This window comes from Microvirga sp. P4_A5 (assembly GCF_056402495.1).
Genome location: NZ_JBFUHH010000098.1, coordinates 1 through 15,096, shown reverse-complemented (window position 1 = coordinate 15,096; position 15,096 = coordinate 1). Strand labels below are relative to the sequence as shown.

At 59.2% G+C, this 15,096-nt stretch carries 16 protein-coding genes and 4 pseudogenes; 7 read left to right on the top strand and 13 right to left on the bottom strand.

The window, feature by feature from the left end:
- A partial coding sequence (locus AC1DVM_RS19120) for a TCP-1/cpn60 chaperonin family protein (RefSeq protein WP_477257017.1) occupies positions 1 to 768 on the top strand: 768 nt, incomplete at its 5' end.
- A 336-nt stretch (positions 769 to 1,104) separates the two neighbouring features.
- Here AC1DVM_RS19120 and AC1DVM_RS19115 read toward each other — a convergent pair.
- The 5 genes from AC1DVM_RS19115 to AC1DVM_RS19095 all read right to left on the bottom strand — a co-directional run bounded on the left by AC1DVM_RS19115 (position 1,105) and on the right by AC1DVM_RS19095 (position 5,352).
- Positions 1,105 to 2,040: an ImmA/IrrE family metallo-endopeptidase gene (locus AC1DVM_RS19115; RefSeq protein ID WP_477257015.1), complete on the bottom strand. Its 936-nt coding sequence runs from the start codon at positions 2,038 to 2,040 to the stop codon at positions 1,105 to 1,107.
- Between the two features lie 401 nt (positions 2,041 to 2,441).
- A complete protein-coding gene (locus AC1DVM_RS19110; protein ID WP_477257019.1) occupies positions 2,442 to 3,119 on the bottom strand; it encodes a calcium-binding protein in 678 nt (225 codons plus the stop codon).
- Positions 3,120 to 3,419: 300 nt separating this feature from the next.
- Positions 3,420 to 3,557, bottom strand: a complete 138-nt coding sequence (locus tag AC1DVM_RS19105) for a hypothetical protein (RefSeq protein WP_477257013.1) — start codon at positions 3,555 to 3,557, stop codon at positions 3,420 to 3,422.
- 125 nt (positions 3,558 to 3,682) lie between these two features.
- Positions 3,683 to 4,717 carry an NADP-dependent oxidoreductase gene (locus AC1DVM_RS19100; RefSeq protein ID WP_477257011.1) on the bottom strand — a complete coding sequence of 345 codons (1,035 nt, stop codon included), beginning with the start codon at positions 4,715 to 4,717 and terminating at the stop codon, positions 3,683 to 3,685.
- 59 nt (positions 4,718 to 4,776) lie between these two features.
- A complete protein-coding gene (locus tag AC1DVM_RS19095) occupies positions 4,777 to 5,352 on the bottom strand; it encodes a peroxidase-related enzyme (protein WP_477257009.1) in 576 nt (191 codons plus the stop codon).
- Positions 5,353 to 6,432: 1,080 nt separating this feature from the next.
- Between AC1DVM_RS19095 and AC1DVM_RS19090 the strand changes: the two are divergent.
- The 4 genes and pseudogenes from AC1DVM_RS19090 to AC1DVM_RS19075 all read left to right on the top strand — a co-directional run.
- Positions 6,433 to 6,883: pseudogene (locus AC1DVM_RS19090) on the top strand (Mu transposase domain-containing protein); the annotation flags it as partial.
- Positions 6,883 to 7,539, top strand: a pseudogene (locus AC1DVM_RS19085) (ATP-binding protein); the annotation flags it as partial. The pseudogenes AC1DVM_RS19090 and AC1DVM_RS19085, both read left to right, overlap by 1 nt.
- 262 nt (positions 7,540 to 7,801) lie before the next feature.
- Complete coding sequence (locus tag AC1DVM_RS19080) at positions 7,802 to 7,999, top strand: hypothetical protein (protein WP_477257007.1); 198 nt, start codon at positions 7,802 to 7,804, stop codon at positions 7,997 to 7,999.
- A gap of 253 nt (positions 8,000 to 8,252) precedes the next feature.
- Positions 8,253 to 9,053 carry a hypothetical protein gene (locus tag AC1DVM_RS19075; RefSeq protein WP_477257005.1) on the top strand — a complete coding sequence of 267 codons (801 nt, stop codon included), beginning with the start codon at positions 8,253 to 8,255 and terminating at the stop codon, positions 9,051 to 9,053.
- 711 nt (positions 9,054 to 9,764) lie between these two features.
- Here AC1DVM_RS19075 and AC1DVM_RS19070 read toward each other — a convergent pair.
- The 5 genes and pseudogenes from AC1DVM_RS19070 to AC1DVM_RS19050 form a co-directional block, all read right to left on the bottom strand.
- Positions 9,765 to 9,977: a 3-keto-5-aminohexanoate cleavage protein gene (locus tag AC1DVM_RS19070; protein WP_477257003.1), complete on the bottom strand. Its 213-nt coding sequence runs from the start codon at positions 9,975 to 9,977 to the stop codon at positions 9,765 to 9,767.
- Between the two features lie 5 nt (positions 9,978 to 9,982).
- On the bottom strand, positions 9,983 to 10,318 hold the full coding sequence (locus tag AC1DVM_RS19065; RefSeq protein ID WP_477257021.1) for a hypothetical protein: 336 nt from the start codon (positions 10,316 to 10,318) through the stop codon (positions 9,983 to 9,985).
- A pseudogene (locus AC1DVM_RS19060) lies at positions 10,234 to 10,529 on the bottom strand (3-keto-5-aminohexanoate cleavage protein). Before AC1DVM_RS19060 ends, AC1DVM_RS19065 begins: the two are co-directional and overlap by 85 nt.
- A 44-nt stretch (positions 10,530 to 10,573) precedes the next feature.
- On the bottom strand, positions 10,574 to 10,735 hold the full coding sequence (locus AC1DVM_RS19055) for a hypothetical protein (RefSeq protein WP_477257001.1): 162 nt from the start codon (positions 10,733 to 10,735) through the stop codon (positions 10,574 to 10,576).
- Between the two features lie 746 nt (positions 10,736 to 11,481).
- Positions 11,482 to 11,643: a hypothetical protein gene (locus AC1DVM_RS19050; protein WP_477257000.1), complete on the bottom strand. Its 162-nt coding sequence runs from the start codon at positions 11,641 to 11,643 to the stop codon at positions 11,482 to 11,484.
- Positions 11,644 to 12,233: 590 nt separating this feature from the next.
- On the opposite strand from AC1DVM_RS19050, the gene AC1DVM_RS19045 reads away from it, so the two are divergent.
- Positions 12,234 to 12,560 carry a hypothetical protein gene (locus AC1DVM_RS19045; RefSeq protein WP_477256998.1) on the top strand — a complete coding sequence of 109 codons (327 nt, stop codon included), beginning with the start codon at positions 12,234 to 12,236 and terminating at the stop codon, positions 12,558 to 12,560.
- 298 nt (positions 12,561 to 12,858) lie between these two features.
- On the opposite strand, the gene AC1DVM_RS19040 is transcribed toward AC1DVM_RS19045, so the two are convergent.
- Together AC1DVM_RS19040 and AC1DVM_RS19035 are read right to left on the bottom strand one after the other, a co-directional pair.
- On the bottom strand, positions 12,859 to 13,044 hold the full coding sequence (locus AC1DVM_RS19040; RefSeq protein ID WP_477256996.1) for a hypothetical protein: 186 nt from the start codon (positions 13,042 to 13,044) through the stop codon (positions 12,859 to 12,861).
- Positions 13,045 to 13,082: 38 nt separating this feature from the next.
- Positions 13,083 to 13,832: an NYN domain-containing protein gene (locus tag AC1DVM_RS19035; RefSeq protein ID WP_477256994.1), complete on the bottom strand. Its 750-nt coding sequence runs from the start codon at positions 13,830 to 13,832 to the stop codon at positions 13,083 to 13,085.
- A gap of 265 nt (positions 13,833 to 14,097) precedes the next feature.
- Between AC1DVM_RS19035 and AC1DVM_RS19030 the strand changes: the two are divergent.
- Positions 14,098 to 14,208: pseudogene (locus tag AC1DVM_RS19030) on the top strand (hypothetical protein); the annotation flags it as partial.
- A 141-nt stretch (positions 14,209 to 14,349) separates the two neighbouring features.
- Here AC1DVM_RS19030 and AC1DVM_RS19025 read toward each other — a convergent pair.
- Positions 14,350 to 14,892 carry a hypothetical protein gene (locus tag AC1DVM_RS19025; protein ID WP_477256992.1) on the bottom strand — a complete coding sequence of 181 codons (543 nt, stop codon included), beginning with the start codon at positions 14,890 to 14,892 and terminating at the stop codon, positions 14,350 to 14,352.
- Positions 14,893 to 15,096 lie beyond the last annotated feature (204 nt).

Genomic DNA, 15,096 nt, shown 5'->3' with positions numbered 1-15,096 from the left:
GTCCTCACCGCCGGCCAGGTCATCTCCGAAGACCTCGGCATCAAGCTCGAGACCGTCACCCTCGACATGCTCGGCCGCGCCAAGCGCGTCCGCATCGAGAAAGAAAACACCACGGTCATCGACGGCGCCGGCCAGAAGAAGGACATCGAAGCCCGCGTCGCGCAGATCAAGGCGCAGATCGAGGAAACCACCTCGGACTACGACCGTGAGAAGCTCCAGGAGCGCCTCGCCAAGCTTGCAGGCGGCGTCGCGATCATCCGCGTCGGCGGTTCGACCGAGATCGAGGTCAAGGAGAAGAAGGATCGCGTCGACGATGCCATGCACGCCACCAAGGCGGCCGTTGAAGAAGGCATCGTTCCCGGCGGCGGCGTCGCTCTGCTGCGCGCCAAGACTGCTGTCGGAAAGCTCACGTCAGACAATGCGGACGTAAGAGCGGGAATCAACATCGTGCTGCGCGCGCTTGAGGCCCCCATCCGCCAGATCGTCGAGAACGCCGGCGTCGAAGGCTCCATCGTGGTCGGCAAGATCCTCGAGAACAACTCCGAGACCTACGGCTTCAACGCCCAGACCGAAGAGTTTGGTGACATGCTCCAGGCTGGTATCGTCGACCCCGCAAAGGTCGTCCGCTCGGCCCTCCAAGGCGCAGCCTCGGTCGCCGGTCTTCTGATCACCACCGAAGCCATGGTGGCTGACGCTCCGAGCAAGGAAGCAGCTCCTGCTATGCCAGGCGGTGGCGGCATGGGCGGCATGGGCGGCATGGGCTTCTGACGACGCCCGCCGCGTAACTCAAATACTTCGTCTACGAAGGCCCTGGAGCGATCCGGGGCCTTTTGTTTCGAACGACAACCCTGAACTTTCAGAGACAGAAGAGGCTTGCAAGGCAGGCTTCAGTACGAAGTCTCAAGAACGTAGCGATGGTCTCCGTGCAGAACCTTTTCGGAAGCTCGTGCAGGATGAGACCACATCGCGTCCGCCGTAGATGGCGAGGGCTGCTGCGTTTTAACGGCTGCATCTGTTCATCGTAGCAGGATCACCGCGCCGCACTGCACGGCGCGGGACTTGGATCGTCGGCCGAAATAAGTCGCGCCGGGGAAAGTTGCCATTCTACATTCGGAAGTCCATAAGCGCGCCATCACTTTCGCCACCGAATTCATCGCCCCCGAGGTGCAGGAGAGTGATAGCGTAGCGGTCCTGCTGATGCAGGGACTGTACTTTCAGCAAGCCATTGATAGGCGTTGTGATCCAGCCGGCCGCATCAGCGCTTTCCACGGCGGACAATCCTGATGCGCGAGCAGGCGAGGGTAGCTTCGGCAAACGGCGCCCCTTGGCAACCCGCAGCGCCGGAAACCCTCCAGCCCGAACAACATAGTCGCAATCGGCATCCTGGCTAACGACAAACGCCAGCCGTCTGGAGTGCAGGCTTACAAAACGCCCAACGGCAGCCTGACGGCTGATGTCCAGCTCGTTGGAAAGTCTGACGACGTGTTCAAGATCGGGGAGACCTTGAAGGAATGGCCGCACCCGGTTGATCGGCGCCAGGAGTTCGATGGCAAAGTTATTGGCTTCTGCCTCCTGGCGACGATGGTGATCGTCGGCAGGGCGCTCCGAGAGCCACAGATCCTCGCTTCGGCATGCGAAACCGCCCGGATCCGTCGATTGATGCCAGGAGCAGAGGAAGTGACCAGGCTCGTGGGCAATGGTGAAGCGTTGGCGGCGCAGGCTGTCCAGCGCACGAACCAGAATAGTCCCGATATCCCTTTCCGGCTGGGTGATGAGGGCGCCGACGAATCCATTTATCTTCGCGACGTGGATGTGGCTGATGTCGAGAGCCCGGGCGATGTCGTGGATGGGAACCGGACCCTCCAAGGGACCAAGCTGCGTGTGGATGGTGGCGGCGATGGTGGGACACAGGAGCGGTGTGCCATGCGTTTTCACGTCACAGCGGTCATCGGGTGTCTCATCGTCTTCGCAACAGAAGGATCGGCTGAAACAGCTGTTGCCGGTCCGCCCCCTGTCGCGGTCGAGAAGGTGGGTTTCCAAGCGGCTGCCCGACCTATCGGAGGGCCATGGCCCGCATCCGTGGCCAACCGGGTCTGGAGAAGCTCGCCGACCACGGCTATGGGATGCCCGAGGCCCAGTACGCCCGTCTGATGGGAGAGGGAGACAGAGATGGGTGGTCGTGCGCCTTACGAGATCGACGAAAGGTCGTGCGTAATTCGCAGACGGTTTTTCGATCAGTCTAGGAGAAGAGAGCCGGTGCCGCCGAACAGGATGGGACAACGCCTGTACCACCGCAATCCGAGCGCTTATCACCCTAACAGCACTCGATTCATCAACTACAGCTATCAAACCCTCCATCGAAGAGCAGCGAGCGGCAATTGACTCGTGAGCCAAACAGAAACGCCCCGGAATGATCCGGGGCATTTCTTCTATCTTTGCGATCAGATCACGAAAAAGTCCGCCGCCGTCATCTTCAGGTTCTTGTTGACCGAAGCGAATTCGACAGCCGCTTCGCCGTCTCTTCCATCTGCGTCATACAACAAGATGCCTTTCTTCCTGTCATAGATGACATGATTGTTGGCATCCTTCGCCGCGCTGCCGATCGTGAAGAAAGCCTTGTTGAGCTTGGCCAGGCTGCCAAGGCTGCCCTTGCTTCCAAGCTCCGCGAAGACGGCGTTGTCGAGATAGACCGAATCATTCCGCACATCGAAGTCCGCGATCTTGCCCCGGTTCGTGAAGCGGTTTGGCTCGGTGTCGAACACGAACGCATCACCACCATTGCCGCCCCTCAGATGATCGTTGCCTTCGCCACCAGAGAGCCGGTCGTTGCCGTTCTCCCCATTCAGGCGATCATTGCCATTGCCTCCAACGAGGAGGTCATTGCCGTTCGCTCCATTCAGACGATCATTTCCATTCCCACCAAAGATTCTATCATTGCCATTGTCGCCATTCAGGCGGTCGTTGCCGCCGTTGCCGAAGATCGTATCGTTGYCATTCCGGCCATTGATTCTGTCGTCCTTGAACGAGCCTTGGATGAAATCGCTCTTGTTGGTGCCCCGACCGATTATCGACCGGGCCATCAAGGTCATCATTGAGGATGACACCAACACCGCTTGCATCGGCAAGTGTGCCACCCGAGGCCGACAGGAGCAGATTGAAGGTCTCGTTCCCTTCAAACAACGCATCCTCTGTGGTCTGGATTGAGATGGTCTTGGATGTCTCGCCAGGAGCGAAGGTAAATTTTGAACAGGGCGAGATTGAAGGCCGGCAGGATCGGGTGGCTGATCCCGCACTAGGATGTCAGGCTAGCACTGATGCCGAGGACGGTGCCAACCTCTCCGCGCCCGGTGGACGGCAGCCAGCCGAGCCAGACCGAGAAGATCATGATCAGCATCGTGCCCAGTCAGAAATTCGGCAGGCTAAAGCCGAGGATTGACCATCATGTCGGTCTCGTCGAGCACCGTGTTGGGCCGCAGCCCCGACCACAGGCCGAGCGGAATGCCGATAGCGAGCGACAGGAACGGTGCGACGAAGGCCAGTTCCAGGGTCGCAGGCATGCGTTGAGGATCAGGTCGATAGAAGGCTGATTAAACACGAAGGGGCGGCCGAGATACTCCTGCAGGGCATTCCACAGGAGTGTACCGTATGTTCGATAAGGGGCTTGTCGAGGCAGAGGGCACCGTCATTGATCGTGTTCAGGCGAGATCCGGACAATCAGCTTGCCGAAATTGCGTCCCTGCAGGAGGCCCATAAAGGCGGCCGGCGCCCGCTCGAGGCCGTCGACGAAGTCTTCGCGGTATCGGATTTGCCCTTCGGATATCCACTGCGCCATGTCCCGATAGAAGACCGGTCGCTGATCGGAAAATTCCCGCTGGATGAAGCCACGGATCAAGAGGCTCTTTGAGAGAACGTCCCGCATCAGGAGCGGCAGGCGGTCCGGACCCTGAAAGGAGCCCATCTCGTTGTACTGCGCGATGAGACCGCAGACCGGAATGCGGGCAAAATCGTTGAGGAGCGGGAAGACGCCGTCCCACACAGCGCCACCGACGTTCTCGAAATAAACGTCGATGCCCCTTGAGCAGGCATCCCTCAACCGGGCTGCGAAATCCGGCGACCGGTGATCGACGACCGCGTCAAAGCCGAGTTGCTCCCGGACGAACGCACACTTTTCCGGACCGCCCGCTATCCCGACGGCGCGGGCGCCTTTCAGCCGGGCAATTTGCCCGACTGCGGCGCCGACTGCGCCACTGGCCGCAGCCACGACGACCGTCTCTCCCGCGGCCGGTTTTCCGATCGTCAGCAAACCCGCGTAGGCGGTGAACCCCGGCATGCCGAGGATACCCAGCGCCGTTGACGGCGGCGCGACGGCAGGATCGAGCTTTCGGAGCCCGGCGGCATTGGCGACGGCATGGGTTTGCCAGCCGGAATGTGAGAGAACCAGGTCGCCCGTCCCGTAGTCCGGATGCCGCGACTCGAGAACCCGCGCAACGGTTCCGCCGTCCATCACCGCGCCGATTTCGGTTGGCGCTGCATATGACTTCGCGGCGTTCATACGGCCGCGCATATAGGGATCGAGCGAGAGGTACACGACCCGCAGGAGAACTTCACCATCCTGTACGGGAGGCAGTTCCGATTCCTCAAATCGGAAATTGTCCGCCGTCGGTGCCCCATCCGGCCGCGAAGCCAACACGATGCGATGCGCTTTCTGTTTGGTCATCGCTGACACTCCATAAGAGAACTGGTTCTGACGCACACGCCCCGTCTTCGCGGCATCGGCTATCCGCCCCGACCGAGCAAATAAAATTCGTCGTTCGGCCGCATGTTGGTGACATTCGCCAGTCGGTTCGACATGCCGAAGAATGCCGCGATGGCGGCGATGTCCCAAAGGTCTTCATCGCCGAAACCGTGGGCGTTCAAGGCCGCGAAGTCGGCATCGCCTACGGCATAGGCTTCGGCCGAGACTTTCATGGCGAAGTCCAGCATCGCCCTTTGCCTCTCGGTGATATCGGCCTTGCGGTAATTGATGGCGACCTGGTCGGCGATCAGCGGGTCTTTGGCGCGAATGCGCAGGATTGCGCCATGGGCAACAACGCAATACTGGCACTGATTGGCGTTGCTCGTCGCCACCACGATCATCTCCCGCTCAGCCTTGGTCAGATTGCCAGGCTTGTCCATGAGCGCGTCGTGATAGGCAAAAAACGCCCGAAATTCATCCGGCCGACGGGCGAGGACCAGAAACACGTTGGGAACGAAACCCGACTTTTCCTGGACGGCGAGGATTCTGTCGCGGATGTCGTCGGGCATGTCGACGATTTCCGGAACCGTGAAACGGCTAATCGCATGCTGTTTCATGAAAAATCTCCGCCTGAGGTCGCGAGTATCTCGCGCGCATCTGTTTCTAGATCGTATCTGCCGGAATAAGCCAGCGTAAAGCGGGAAACCCGTCTTGAACCGCGAGAACGCTTCGCTGATGCAAATCGCTTCGCTCCTCAGCAAGAGGAAGGCTGGCGCTGGTAACCCTCATGCCTTGAGATCACCTCCCTCGTGCTGAGGAGCCGGCCCGCAGGACGGCGTCTTGTATTCCCTCAGTATGGTACGCGAGGCTTGTTCTTGTATTTCTTCCAGATCTCGACAGATTCCTCCTGCATGATCTGCGTGCACCAGAAGGACCGCTCCGGGTTCCGGCGCAAATTTGGATTGAAGGTCCAAAAACCCAGAGTTTCTGCTAGGTGATCATGCTACGAGCCGAATTGAGCAGCGAGCGATGGCTGCGGATTTTAGCAAGCTCAACACAAAGCGGCGTATCCGCCTCGCCAAAGTTCGACACCTTAGGAAAGAGCGCGTTCCCTTCCTAGAAAAAATCCTTCGCCTTATTGCCCTCCGTACCGCTCCACACGTCATAGCTCAGGGGAGCATCACGGCTGAAACTAAAATGCTGGCCGCGTACGCCGACACGATTAAGAACGGGGCAAGCACTGAGGCCGACACAAGCACGGCGAACGAGAGACTGAGCGTACGCATCGTGAGGCTCCTACAATTCAGGGCCTGAAGCTTACGACCACAAGTCTTAACCTTGAGCAAACCTTGGCCGCAATGCTGCGAATGAACCCGCATCCGCCGCCGAACCTCACCGGTTCACACCGTGAGTGGCACAAGCGTAGCCATTTACCTGATTCATGGTATATTTTTCCTATTGTGGAGTGATGAGCGAGGCGTGAGAAAGGTCACTAGACTGTGGAGCGTTCACGAACGACGTGATGCCAAAACGGAACTGCGACGTCTCAAGAGCCGCTTTGAAAAGGTGTCAGATATTTTCGCAGGGTGAAGCTTAGGCGCTTCTCCCGTTTTGCTGTTTTGGCCGTACTGATTGCGATCGGCTCTTTTGCCCTGACTTGAGAAATGGTGGCCTTCAAACACTGGCCGGCTTTGTCGTACCTGGATCGGTGGACGCGCGAGATTGCCGACCAGCGGGAGCATGGCACGACCGGCGTCGCGCCGGCGGAACGTTTTGCTGCTGAGGCCGGCACGCCTCGTCCGCTTGCCGGCCGGGCGCCGTTCGGACAACTCCGTGATCTGGTGCGCAAGGTTCAGGCGGACGATCGACCTCGATGCGAATAGCTACTCAGTGCCCTGGCGCCGGATCGGAGAGAGCGTTCGGGTCGCGGTTCCGGCCGGTCGCGTCATCATCCGTCATGCGGGCCGGGTGGTGGCCGATCATTCCCAATGCCAGGGCCGCCGACAACGGGTCGTGGACCGGGCGCATTTTGTCGGCGTGGCTGGCGCCGAGGGACCAGTGCGCACAGCCGCACCCGTCGGGATTGCTCCCTCCGCCTTGCTGCGGCCGCGGGCGGAATACGAGGCGGTTGTCGGGGGAGGCTGGTGATGACGACCGTGGATCACGACATGCTGGTCGCGACACTCGACCGGTTGAAGCTGACGGCAATCCGCGACCAACTCGACACGCTGCTGGATGAGGCACGCTCGAAGATGACCTTGCGCGAGGCGTTGGCTTTCCTGGTGTCGCGCGAGATCGCGCGGCGTGACGAGTGGCGGATATTGATGTGGAGCAAGCTGGCTCAGTTCCCGTTCGTGCGGGAACTCGACGGCTTCGACTTCGACGCGCAGCCATCGCTGGATTACAGGCAGATCAGGGAGCCTGCGACCTGCCGCTGGATCGCCCAGGGCGAACAAATCCTGTCCCTTGGCCCACCGGGCACAGTCAAGACCCATCTTGCCGTGAGCCTTGGCCGCGAGACCATCCGCCGGAATTGTAACGTGCAGTTCGTCACGGCAGCCACGCTGGTCGCGATGTTGGCCAAGGCCCACAGCGACGGCTCGCTCCACAAGCAGTTGACGATCCTGTCACGGCCGAAGTTGTTGATCATCGACGAACTTGGATATCTGCCCTTCGGAGCCAATGCCGCCCAGCTGTTCTTGCAACTGGTGTCCCGGCGCTACGAGTAGGGATCGATCCTGATTACCTTGAACCGTCCGGTGGGTGAATGTGGGAGTGTTTTTGGCGATCCCGAGGTGGTCACGGGCGCGGCGCCACTGAGTGCCGACTGGATTGTGAATTCGTAAGAGTGGCCTGCCTGAATTCTGATAGGGCCGAGCTTCGTTGCCATGGACGAGACCACTGACTGGAAGACTCATCGTCACTGGGCCGATTAAACCGGGCCTCTCCCTTGCAACGCGATTTTTTGATCCGGGCGGTATTGCCGAGGCATCCGGAAGCCGCCGCCCGTCATTGTTGGAACGGCTGAAGAACTCTAGGTTTTTTCGACAGTCTTTCGGCGGCGAAGTGAACGAGCAGGCTTTCAGGCCTGCCACTTCGCTCCAGCCGGGCGGCGGCAAGGGCCAGAGTTCGAGCCACGTGTTCCGGCCGCGACGCAATGCTCCCCATCCGCTGAAGGACGGCATCGATGGCGCGGACCACACCGAATGGCATGGCCTCTTCGCGTCGGCAATCGCTGCAAGGGAAGGGCTTAGACCGGAATAGTAGCTATGTCGCCGATAAGAATTGCAATCGCGATGGGCATCTTGGTCGTCCAACTATCCATTGCAGACGCGGTATCAATCTACACGCCACTCAACGCTCTCCTGGTGCCCCTTGTGTCATGTTAATGTTGTCATCGTCCGACAAATAGCCCCACCGGCAGCGGAGTTGCCCTCCCTGATCTTCCCTCGAATTCAGGGTCCGGAATGCAGGAACAGGTGTAAGCTGCTGGCCGACGGAGTTGGCAGATGCAGTCATGCTTGGCTTCCTTCCCAAGCTAATTTGGCTTTGCGTTGGCCTGATGGCCCTGCAGGCCGCCCTACCCGCGCATTCCGAACCGTACTTTGTTGCGGTCTACGGTCGAACATTCAAAATCGACACCGCGCCTATGTCGCGGGAAGCCTTGAAGGCTTTGCCGGCTGACATTGCGAGAGGACCTGGTTACAAACCGGGCAGCGAACAGGTCCTTGCAGAGGTGGAGGAACGATTGTGGATAGCGCGCACCCAACTCGAGGACGCGGGCGGTCGAACGGTCTCAGACAGCAAGCGCGGGGAGGAGGCGGACCGGTCGATCTCTCAATCGTCCAAATTGAGGGTGCTCATCGACCGCCATACCGCGTTGGAGGTTCTTGCTGGCGAGTTGCGTCGGTATATCGGGGTGCCGATCAGACCGTCGACGCCAGGTCACTTCACTGCGCCAAAACTTTCCCCCGAGCTGGTGGCGAGCTACCGCGACCTGGGGTTTGACCCCCTGTCCGCCTATTACAGCTTCCGGATCCTGAAGGCGGCCTTTCGCTCCGGCGACATCTCACTAATCGCCCGTGTGGTTCAATATCCGCTGACCATCAGCGGCAAGATCAGGCGGATACTCCGCAACCCCGAGCAGCTTCATTCGGCTGATGAGATCATTCTCGATTCCCGCCTGCAGAAGGTCGCGGCCAAAGCAACCTTTGAGACACTGTTCGTTCGAGATAAGGGAATGATGCTCGGGCAGGGGGAAGTCTGGCTCACCCACGGCAAGGAGGGTTTTGGTCTTCGCGAAATTCACTTGGAATAGCCTCCTCACCGAGGAGCAAGACCATGGAGGTGGGATGGAGCCGGGACAGGCGGCAAGCGGACCCTGAGGCAAGCGGCCGACATCTCCCTCCTCACGTCAAGCGAGTTCTCTGGGCCCGTCCGTGCGAGCCTTCGGCGACGGCTATGTCGCAATCCTTTGCCATTCCATCCCTAGCGTCTAAGGCAAACCTGCCACCCAGGGTCGGAGGCACTTCCAGTGCAAAGGGTTCGTAGTCCTTTCCGTTGTACAAACCCAGCCGATCACCCTCGTCCTGCTCCCACTCGTCTTTCATGTAGACGAGCAGCGTCATGAGCTTGGACGGACCATCAGTATGGATTTTGCCGTGCTTGGGTTAAGACCAATTCATGATTGTAGTGAGGGCGATGTCACCTGCGAGATAATCGTTATCGCGACGGCCGCCACTCATTCAATCGTATCAGTTGTGCCCTACCAAGTCGCGTCCGAGCGCCTCGGCGAACCCGGACGCGAAATCCTCCCCGGCAACGAGGCTTTTTCCGACACCGCGTCGCGTTACCCACTCCCGGAGCGAACCATGGAACTCGTGTGCCCTCAAGCCGCGCTTGGGTTCGGCCCCATTGCGGCATCCCGCAGCCCATCGAGTGTCGAGAAAGGGCAGATACGCGACCGACCTTTGCCTTACGCGGAAGACAAACCGAACCGTAAAGCGGGAGTATTTCGCAAAGAAGCTGATTACTCTCCTGATAGAACCCGTCGCGCTTCATCCGCTGTGGCAATCGGCAATCCGATTCCGGCGATAGCGGATACGAAGGCATGCACGAGGGCCGCGTTGTCGGGCGCCCTCGTTCCATCGGGAAGGTGGAGATTGTTCTCGCCCACCCTGCCATGCCCCCCGAAGCAGCGGCTGCGACCACGCAGGCGGTCTCCTTGCGGCCGAAAGCGCAAACAGCCTATGGGAGGTCAAAACCCCAGGCGTTCAGAAAAGGAAGGATATCGGACGGGTCCGATTGCTGTTCCTCGGTATATCGCCCGAGCACGAACAGAACGCTGGCCTGGCGCGTCGGAATGGCGCCGGTCGCGACAAGGGCTCGGAAACGCCTTACGTCATCTGCGTCGGACAAGATGTGCTGCACAAGGCATGGGGTCTTCGAGAGCCTGTGTAGAAACGTGCTGCCCACCGCCTCATCGTCGAGACCAGGCATCAATTCGCGGAGGCCAATGGAAAGAGCTTCGGGACGCACCGCGTCGACCACGTCCATCTGCTGTCGCGGCGTGTAGCGTCCCACGGCTTCGGTCTGACCTCGACGATCACGTCGGCGCCTGCGTCCCTGCGGATCTCACGCGGGACATCGCGGTAGGCATCGGCGTTGAGAATGTGAGTGCCATTCGCATCTCGCACATGGACGTGGATCATGGCTGCCCGGCCTCCACGCAACGCGCTGACGCACGGGCCGTCTCCTGGATCGTGAGCGGGATATGCGGATGATCCTTCTTCATCCGCCTCGCACCATTCCGCGCTGCAGTGACGACGACGGGCCCTTTCATGCCACGATCCTGCTCTTGAGATTCAAGATTTCAACGAGAAGCCGGTCTCTTTGCCGTTCGAGATCGGCGATGGAGCGTCCTTGTGATTCAACTTCCACCCCGGCGACGATCGCGGCCTTCACGTCCTCGCTCAGCTTCGGATGGCCGAGCGTCTCCATCGGCGCTCCTGACTGGGATCGAGATGGTCAAGATAATGCGCGATGCCACCCGCGCCGCGACCCAGATGATAGGTCATGTGGGGACCCTTGATGGACCAGCGCATCCCGGGACCTTCGGTGATTGCAGTATCGATATCGGCGACACTTGCGATCCCTGTTCGACCACATAGACCGCCTCCCGATAGCTTCGTCGTCGGCCGAGGCCATCGAACGCACAGCACGCTCGGCCTGTCCAGAGTCAGTGAACACGCCCTCGGCCCGTTTTAGGCTACTCAGCGATTGCTGATGCCGCTCCGAAATCCGCACACAGTCGCTTGTCCACTGGCGACCTATGATGTCCTCGAGTGGTTGCTCTCGCAGGTGAAACGAAATCCGCATAGCTGTACCGCGGCACGTAGCATCCCTCGGCTTCGGCCTTCCGGGTAGACCAGAAATAGATGACCGCTGCTGCCAACAGAACCGCAGCGGTGACTGCAATGACGTAATGTCTCTGCATGGCTTTTCCTTCTCAATCAGGCCGATCAATTCTCGATGACCTTGCCGCGCTTCGGCTCATAAGTGTGCGAACCCGCCTGTCTTTTGTGTCTGGTAATCTGAGATAGCCGCCAGTATGACCAATCCACATGCCGTCCTGCTCGGCAAAGCTGATTGTCAGTTAGCTCAATGGACCTGATGTGAGACGGGCGACGAGGATGGCGCTTTCAGCAACAGTACTAATCCACACATTTAGGGCTTAGGGCTTGTGCTTATGGCACGGGAGCGGGGATGCGGCCGATCTCCCGAATGGCTTCATCGTGAACCGCCACCACGACAACCTCGCCCGAATCCGGATTGCGCCCGGCGAGAGCCTGGATGTTGGCCCCATGGGTCACGACGAGCAGCGTTCCCGGTCCTTTCCAGCGAGCCATGATGGCCTTTGCCCAGGCCGTGAGGGGACTGATCCCCGAAATTTCAATTCAAGTAGTAGGTAAATGGAAGTTCGTAGGTGGACCTGTCCTGCCGCAAGGCTCCAGTTGGCCTCAAAGCCCGCATAATCCCAAGTGCAGATTTGCCCAGGTTTCCAATTACCGTTTCACGGCTGGATACTCTTTCAACTACCCAGCCGCCGCGACGGAGTACCATACAAAACGTCGGGCATTTTATCGTCCTGATCGACGGTGAGGCGGGTTATCGTAATTTTCTGGTCGAGGGCGGACCCCAGAAAGTTCGGACTGACCGGCGCGTTCGGCCAATGTTCAGTTTAACACCCCCGCCGATGCCGGGGCCAGGGCTGCGGCCATAGAGCGGTCGGGGCTTAGAATAGTTTTTCTACTTCCGAAGACGGGAAAGTCAGAAGACGAGGACTTTCAAAACTATTTCCCGATCTCTACCTTCCGCCGCGCGCCGAAGACTGCTGTGATCCCCACCGATCCGGCTGACCGTGGCAAACCGCCATCCTATTAGCCCTGTGAAAGAACGGTCCCCTGTGCTGTGATAGCGTAAACTTTGGGAGGCAGTGATGGCCTACGTCATGTTTCAGTATGACCGTCCAACCGACACGTTGCATTGGAACGAATACAACCAGCGGGTCAGGGACTGGATTAGTCAGCTTCTGCAAACTTCCGGGGCCGTGTCCTTTGTGGCCTATCGCACGGCTGACGGAACAAGCCCGGACACGATCACCATGCTGGAGTTCCGAACCGTCGATGATGCCCGCAATGCGATCATATCCGAACAATTGACGATGGTTCTTGAGGGATTGCGGTCGGTCGGCGCGGCTGCCGAGGTCCGTATCGTCGAGCGCTCGCCATTCACACCCGAACCGATCCGAGCCGCGTCAGCCTGATAGACGCTCGTGCTGATTTCTGACGTGCCCCAGGCGTTTTTGATCTTGGCCATTCTCCTTGGGGCCTTGTCCGTCCTTCTCCACGGTATGGCGTGGCACGCCCGAAAACGTCTCAGAACCTCGCTGAAGATTCCGCTCACCGAAGAAGCCGAAGAGGTGACGCACAGGTCGGAACGGCGCGCGGCCCTCTGGCATAATATCGGGTTCGCAATGTCTATCGTCTCGATCTTGTCCGCCACTGCGTGGCTTCGATAACGGCGTCGGAGAACCCGCTCAAAAAGCACACGCTTGGCGGCAATTATCCACCCTTTTCATAGCAGCGCGCTGTCACGAGAGCATTGGCCTCCATCTTGGTCACCGTCGCTTCGATATCCGCTGCGGCCTTCAGACAGGCAGTTTCGCTATTAAATTCTACCGTAGTGATCGCTGGCGGGCTGGCCAGGGCGTCCATCAAAACGATCACCATGACAAGGATCGACTTCATTATCTCTGCCTTTGAGGAGTAGCTACTTTCCGCGCTCTTCAGGATTTGCGGGATCGTCGTTTGGATGGCTCTTCCTTTGGTCGGACGCGCAGCCTCCCTCCCTCTCCTTGGCTTACCTCAAACGCATCTGTCTCGCGGACCAGATCACTCAGTTTTCGATAGCYGTATGTACGAGCATCAAAATCCGACGCGATGGTGGCGAGCCTCTGTCCCAGAACTCCGAGGGCGACCCAACCGTCCTCGCTGTCCATCTGCGCGATTGCTCTTCGGAGAACGGGTGTGGCGTCGCCAAGAGGGCGTAGCGCCTTGGAAGCCCTGCCTGCCTCACGATTTGTCGCTCGGGTCACTTGGATCAGGTTCTCGGTATAAATGAAGCGGCGGCACGCTTGGCGGAAGCTCTCCGGGGTCTTCTGCTCCCCGAAACCAATGACATCAATGCCCTGTTCCCTGATGCGTCCAGCCAGACGCGTGAAATCGCTGTCGGAGGAAACAAGGCAGAAACCTTCAAACAAACCACTGTGCAACAGGTCCATCGCATCTATGACAAGTGCGATATCAGAGGAATTCTTACCCGATGTGTAGGCAAAGTGCTGCTGTGGACTGATCGCATGCTTCGCCAGAATGTCAGCCCACGACTTTAGGCGCGCCCCTGAAAAATCTCCATAGATGCGGCGGACGCTGGCTTCCCCGATTTTCGCGATTTCCTCAAAGAGGCCGTCAGCGATTCGCGCTGAGGCATTGTCGGCGTCAATCAGGACGGCAAGACGGGGCGACCGAGCTTCTGGCACTTTCGATTCCGAGGACTGTTAGAGGCGTCCAGGATAACGCCGTCGCTGCCCTTCTATCCGAAGATGAGAAGCGCAGGTTACTCATTTCCATAAGGATAGGAAGGGACCGATCATCCCCGCTCCATGATGCCACCCAAACCTAAACAAAAGGGTTAAGGCAAACTCGCGACAGGCATCCCGTCCTCTGCGTGTTATGATCCGCCATGGCCGATCTTAGGTTCTCCTCGCCTGTTCCAATTCGGGTCCACGCGAATGTCCGAAAACCATCTCGCGGGCAGACGAGGCGGCGGAGGCGCTGCTCTACGACTGGCCGAAGTCGGCTCTTGGCGATCCGACCTGCAAGGCTGCCATGAAAGCGTGTCACGACGCGATAACTGGCAAGGCGCAGTCCAGAATGCCCGAACGATCTTTGAGGCTGCAGCCCGCGAGGTCGGAATTCTGGACGAAGCGTGGTATTTCGGAAACGATGGTTCAGCCCGAATGCACGGAGCGTGAGAAAGGCCTGGGTCGGCTAAAATCATTTCGGCAAACCGTCAGCCAGCAGGATGTAGAACGATCCATTTCCTGTATCGTCCAGATCGCCGACGTGCACCACGACCTTGTTTTGCGCGACGAGTGTCGTACCGTCGAAGGCTTGTAGCATCACATCGAACTGGCCATCCGCGAACCCATAGTACTGAGCACCTGCGGTTGCCAGATCGGTGTCGATGAAGCCGGAGTTGACTGAGTTCTGGAAGAATCGAGCCGGATTGTCGCCAGGCGTATATTCGACCAAGTTGACAGCCGCCGTCGGATCGCGGTCCACCATCAGCTTGAAGGTGAAGGCTTCGTCATTGCCAGCAGTCAGCGTTGTGGCGGCGAAGTCGAAGTTCCACTCGGCCCAAGTCGTCGATCCTGCCGCCGTGCCTTCTGCCACCGCATAATGAGCGGTGCCGTCGGCATCGATGCTGACCGCATCGGAATCCGAATTACCGCGCCTTGCGACGCGGAGACGCCGACACCGGTTCAACGGCAACTTCAACGTTGCCGCTGCTGGAAAATCGAAGCTCATCTGAGTCATCGGGATCGTCTCCTTGGGTCAATCGGGGTCTCGGGATGACAGAGGCGGACACGAGGTCCGATTCGGGAGATAGCAGCTTTTTGGTTTTACGGAGTTCAACCGCCGGCGGTCTCCCGACGGCCGATAAGATGCTGACAACGCTGGACAAAATCGGTCAGGTGGGGCCATCGCTTCTCACCCGCGGCGGAGGCGCTCGTAGACCGT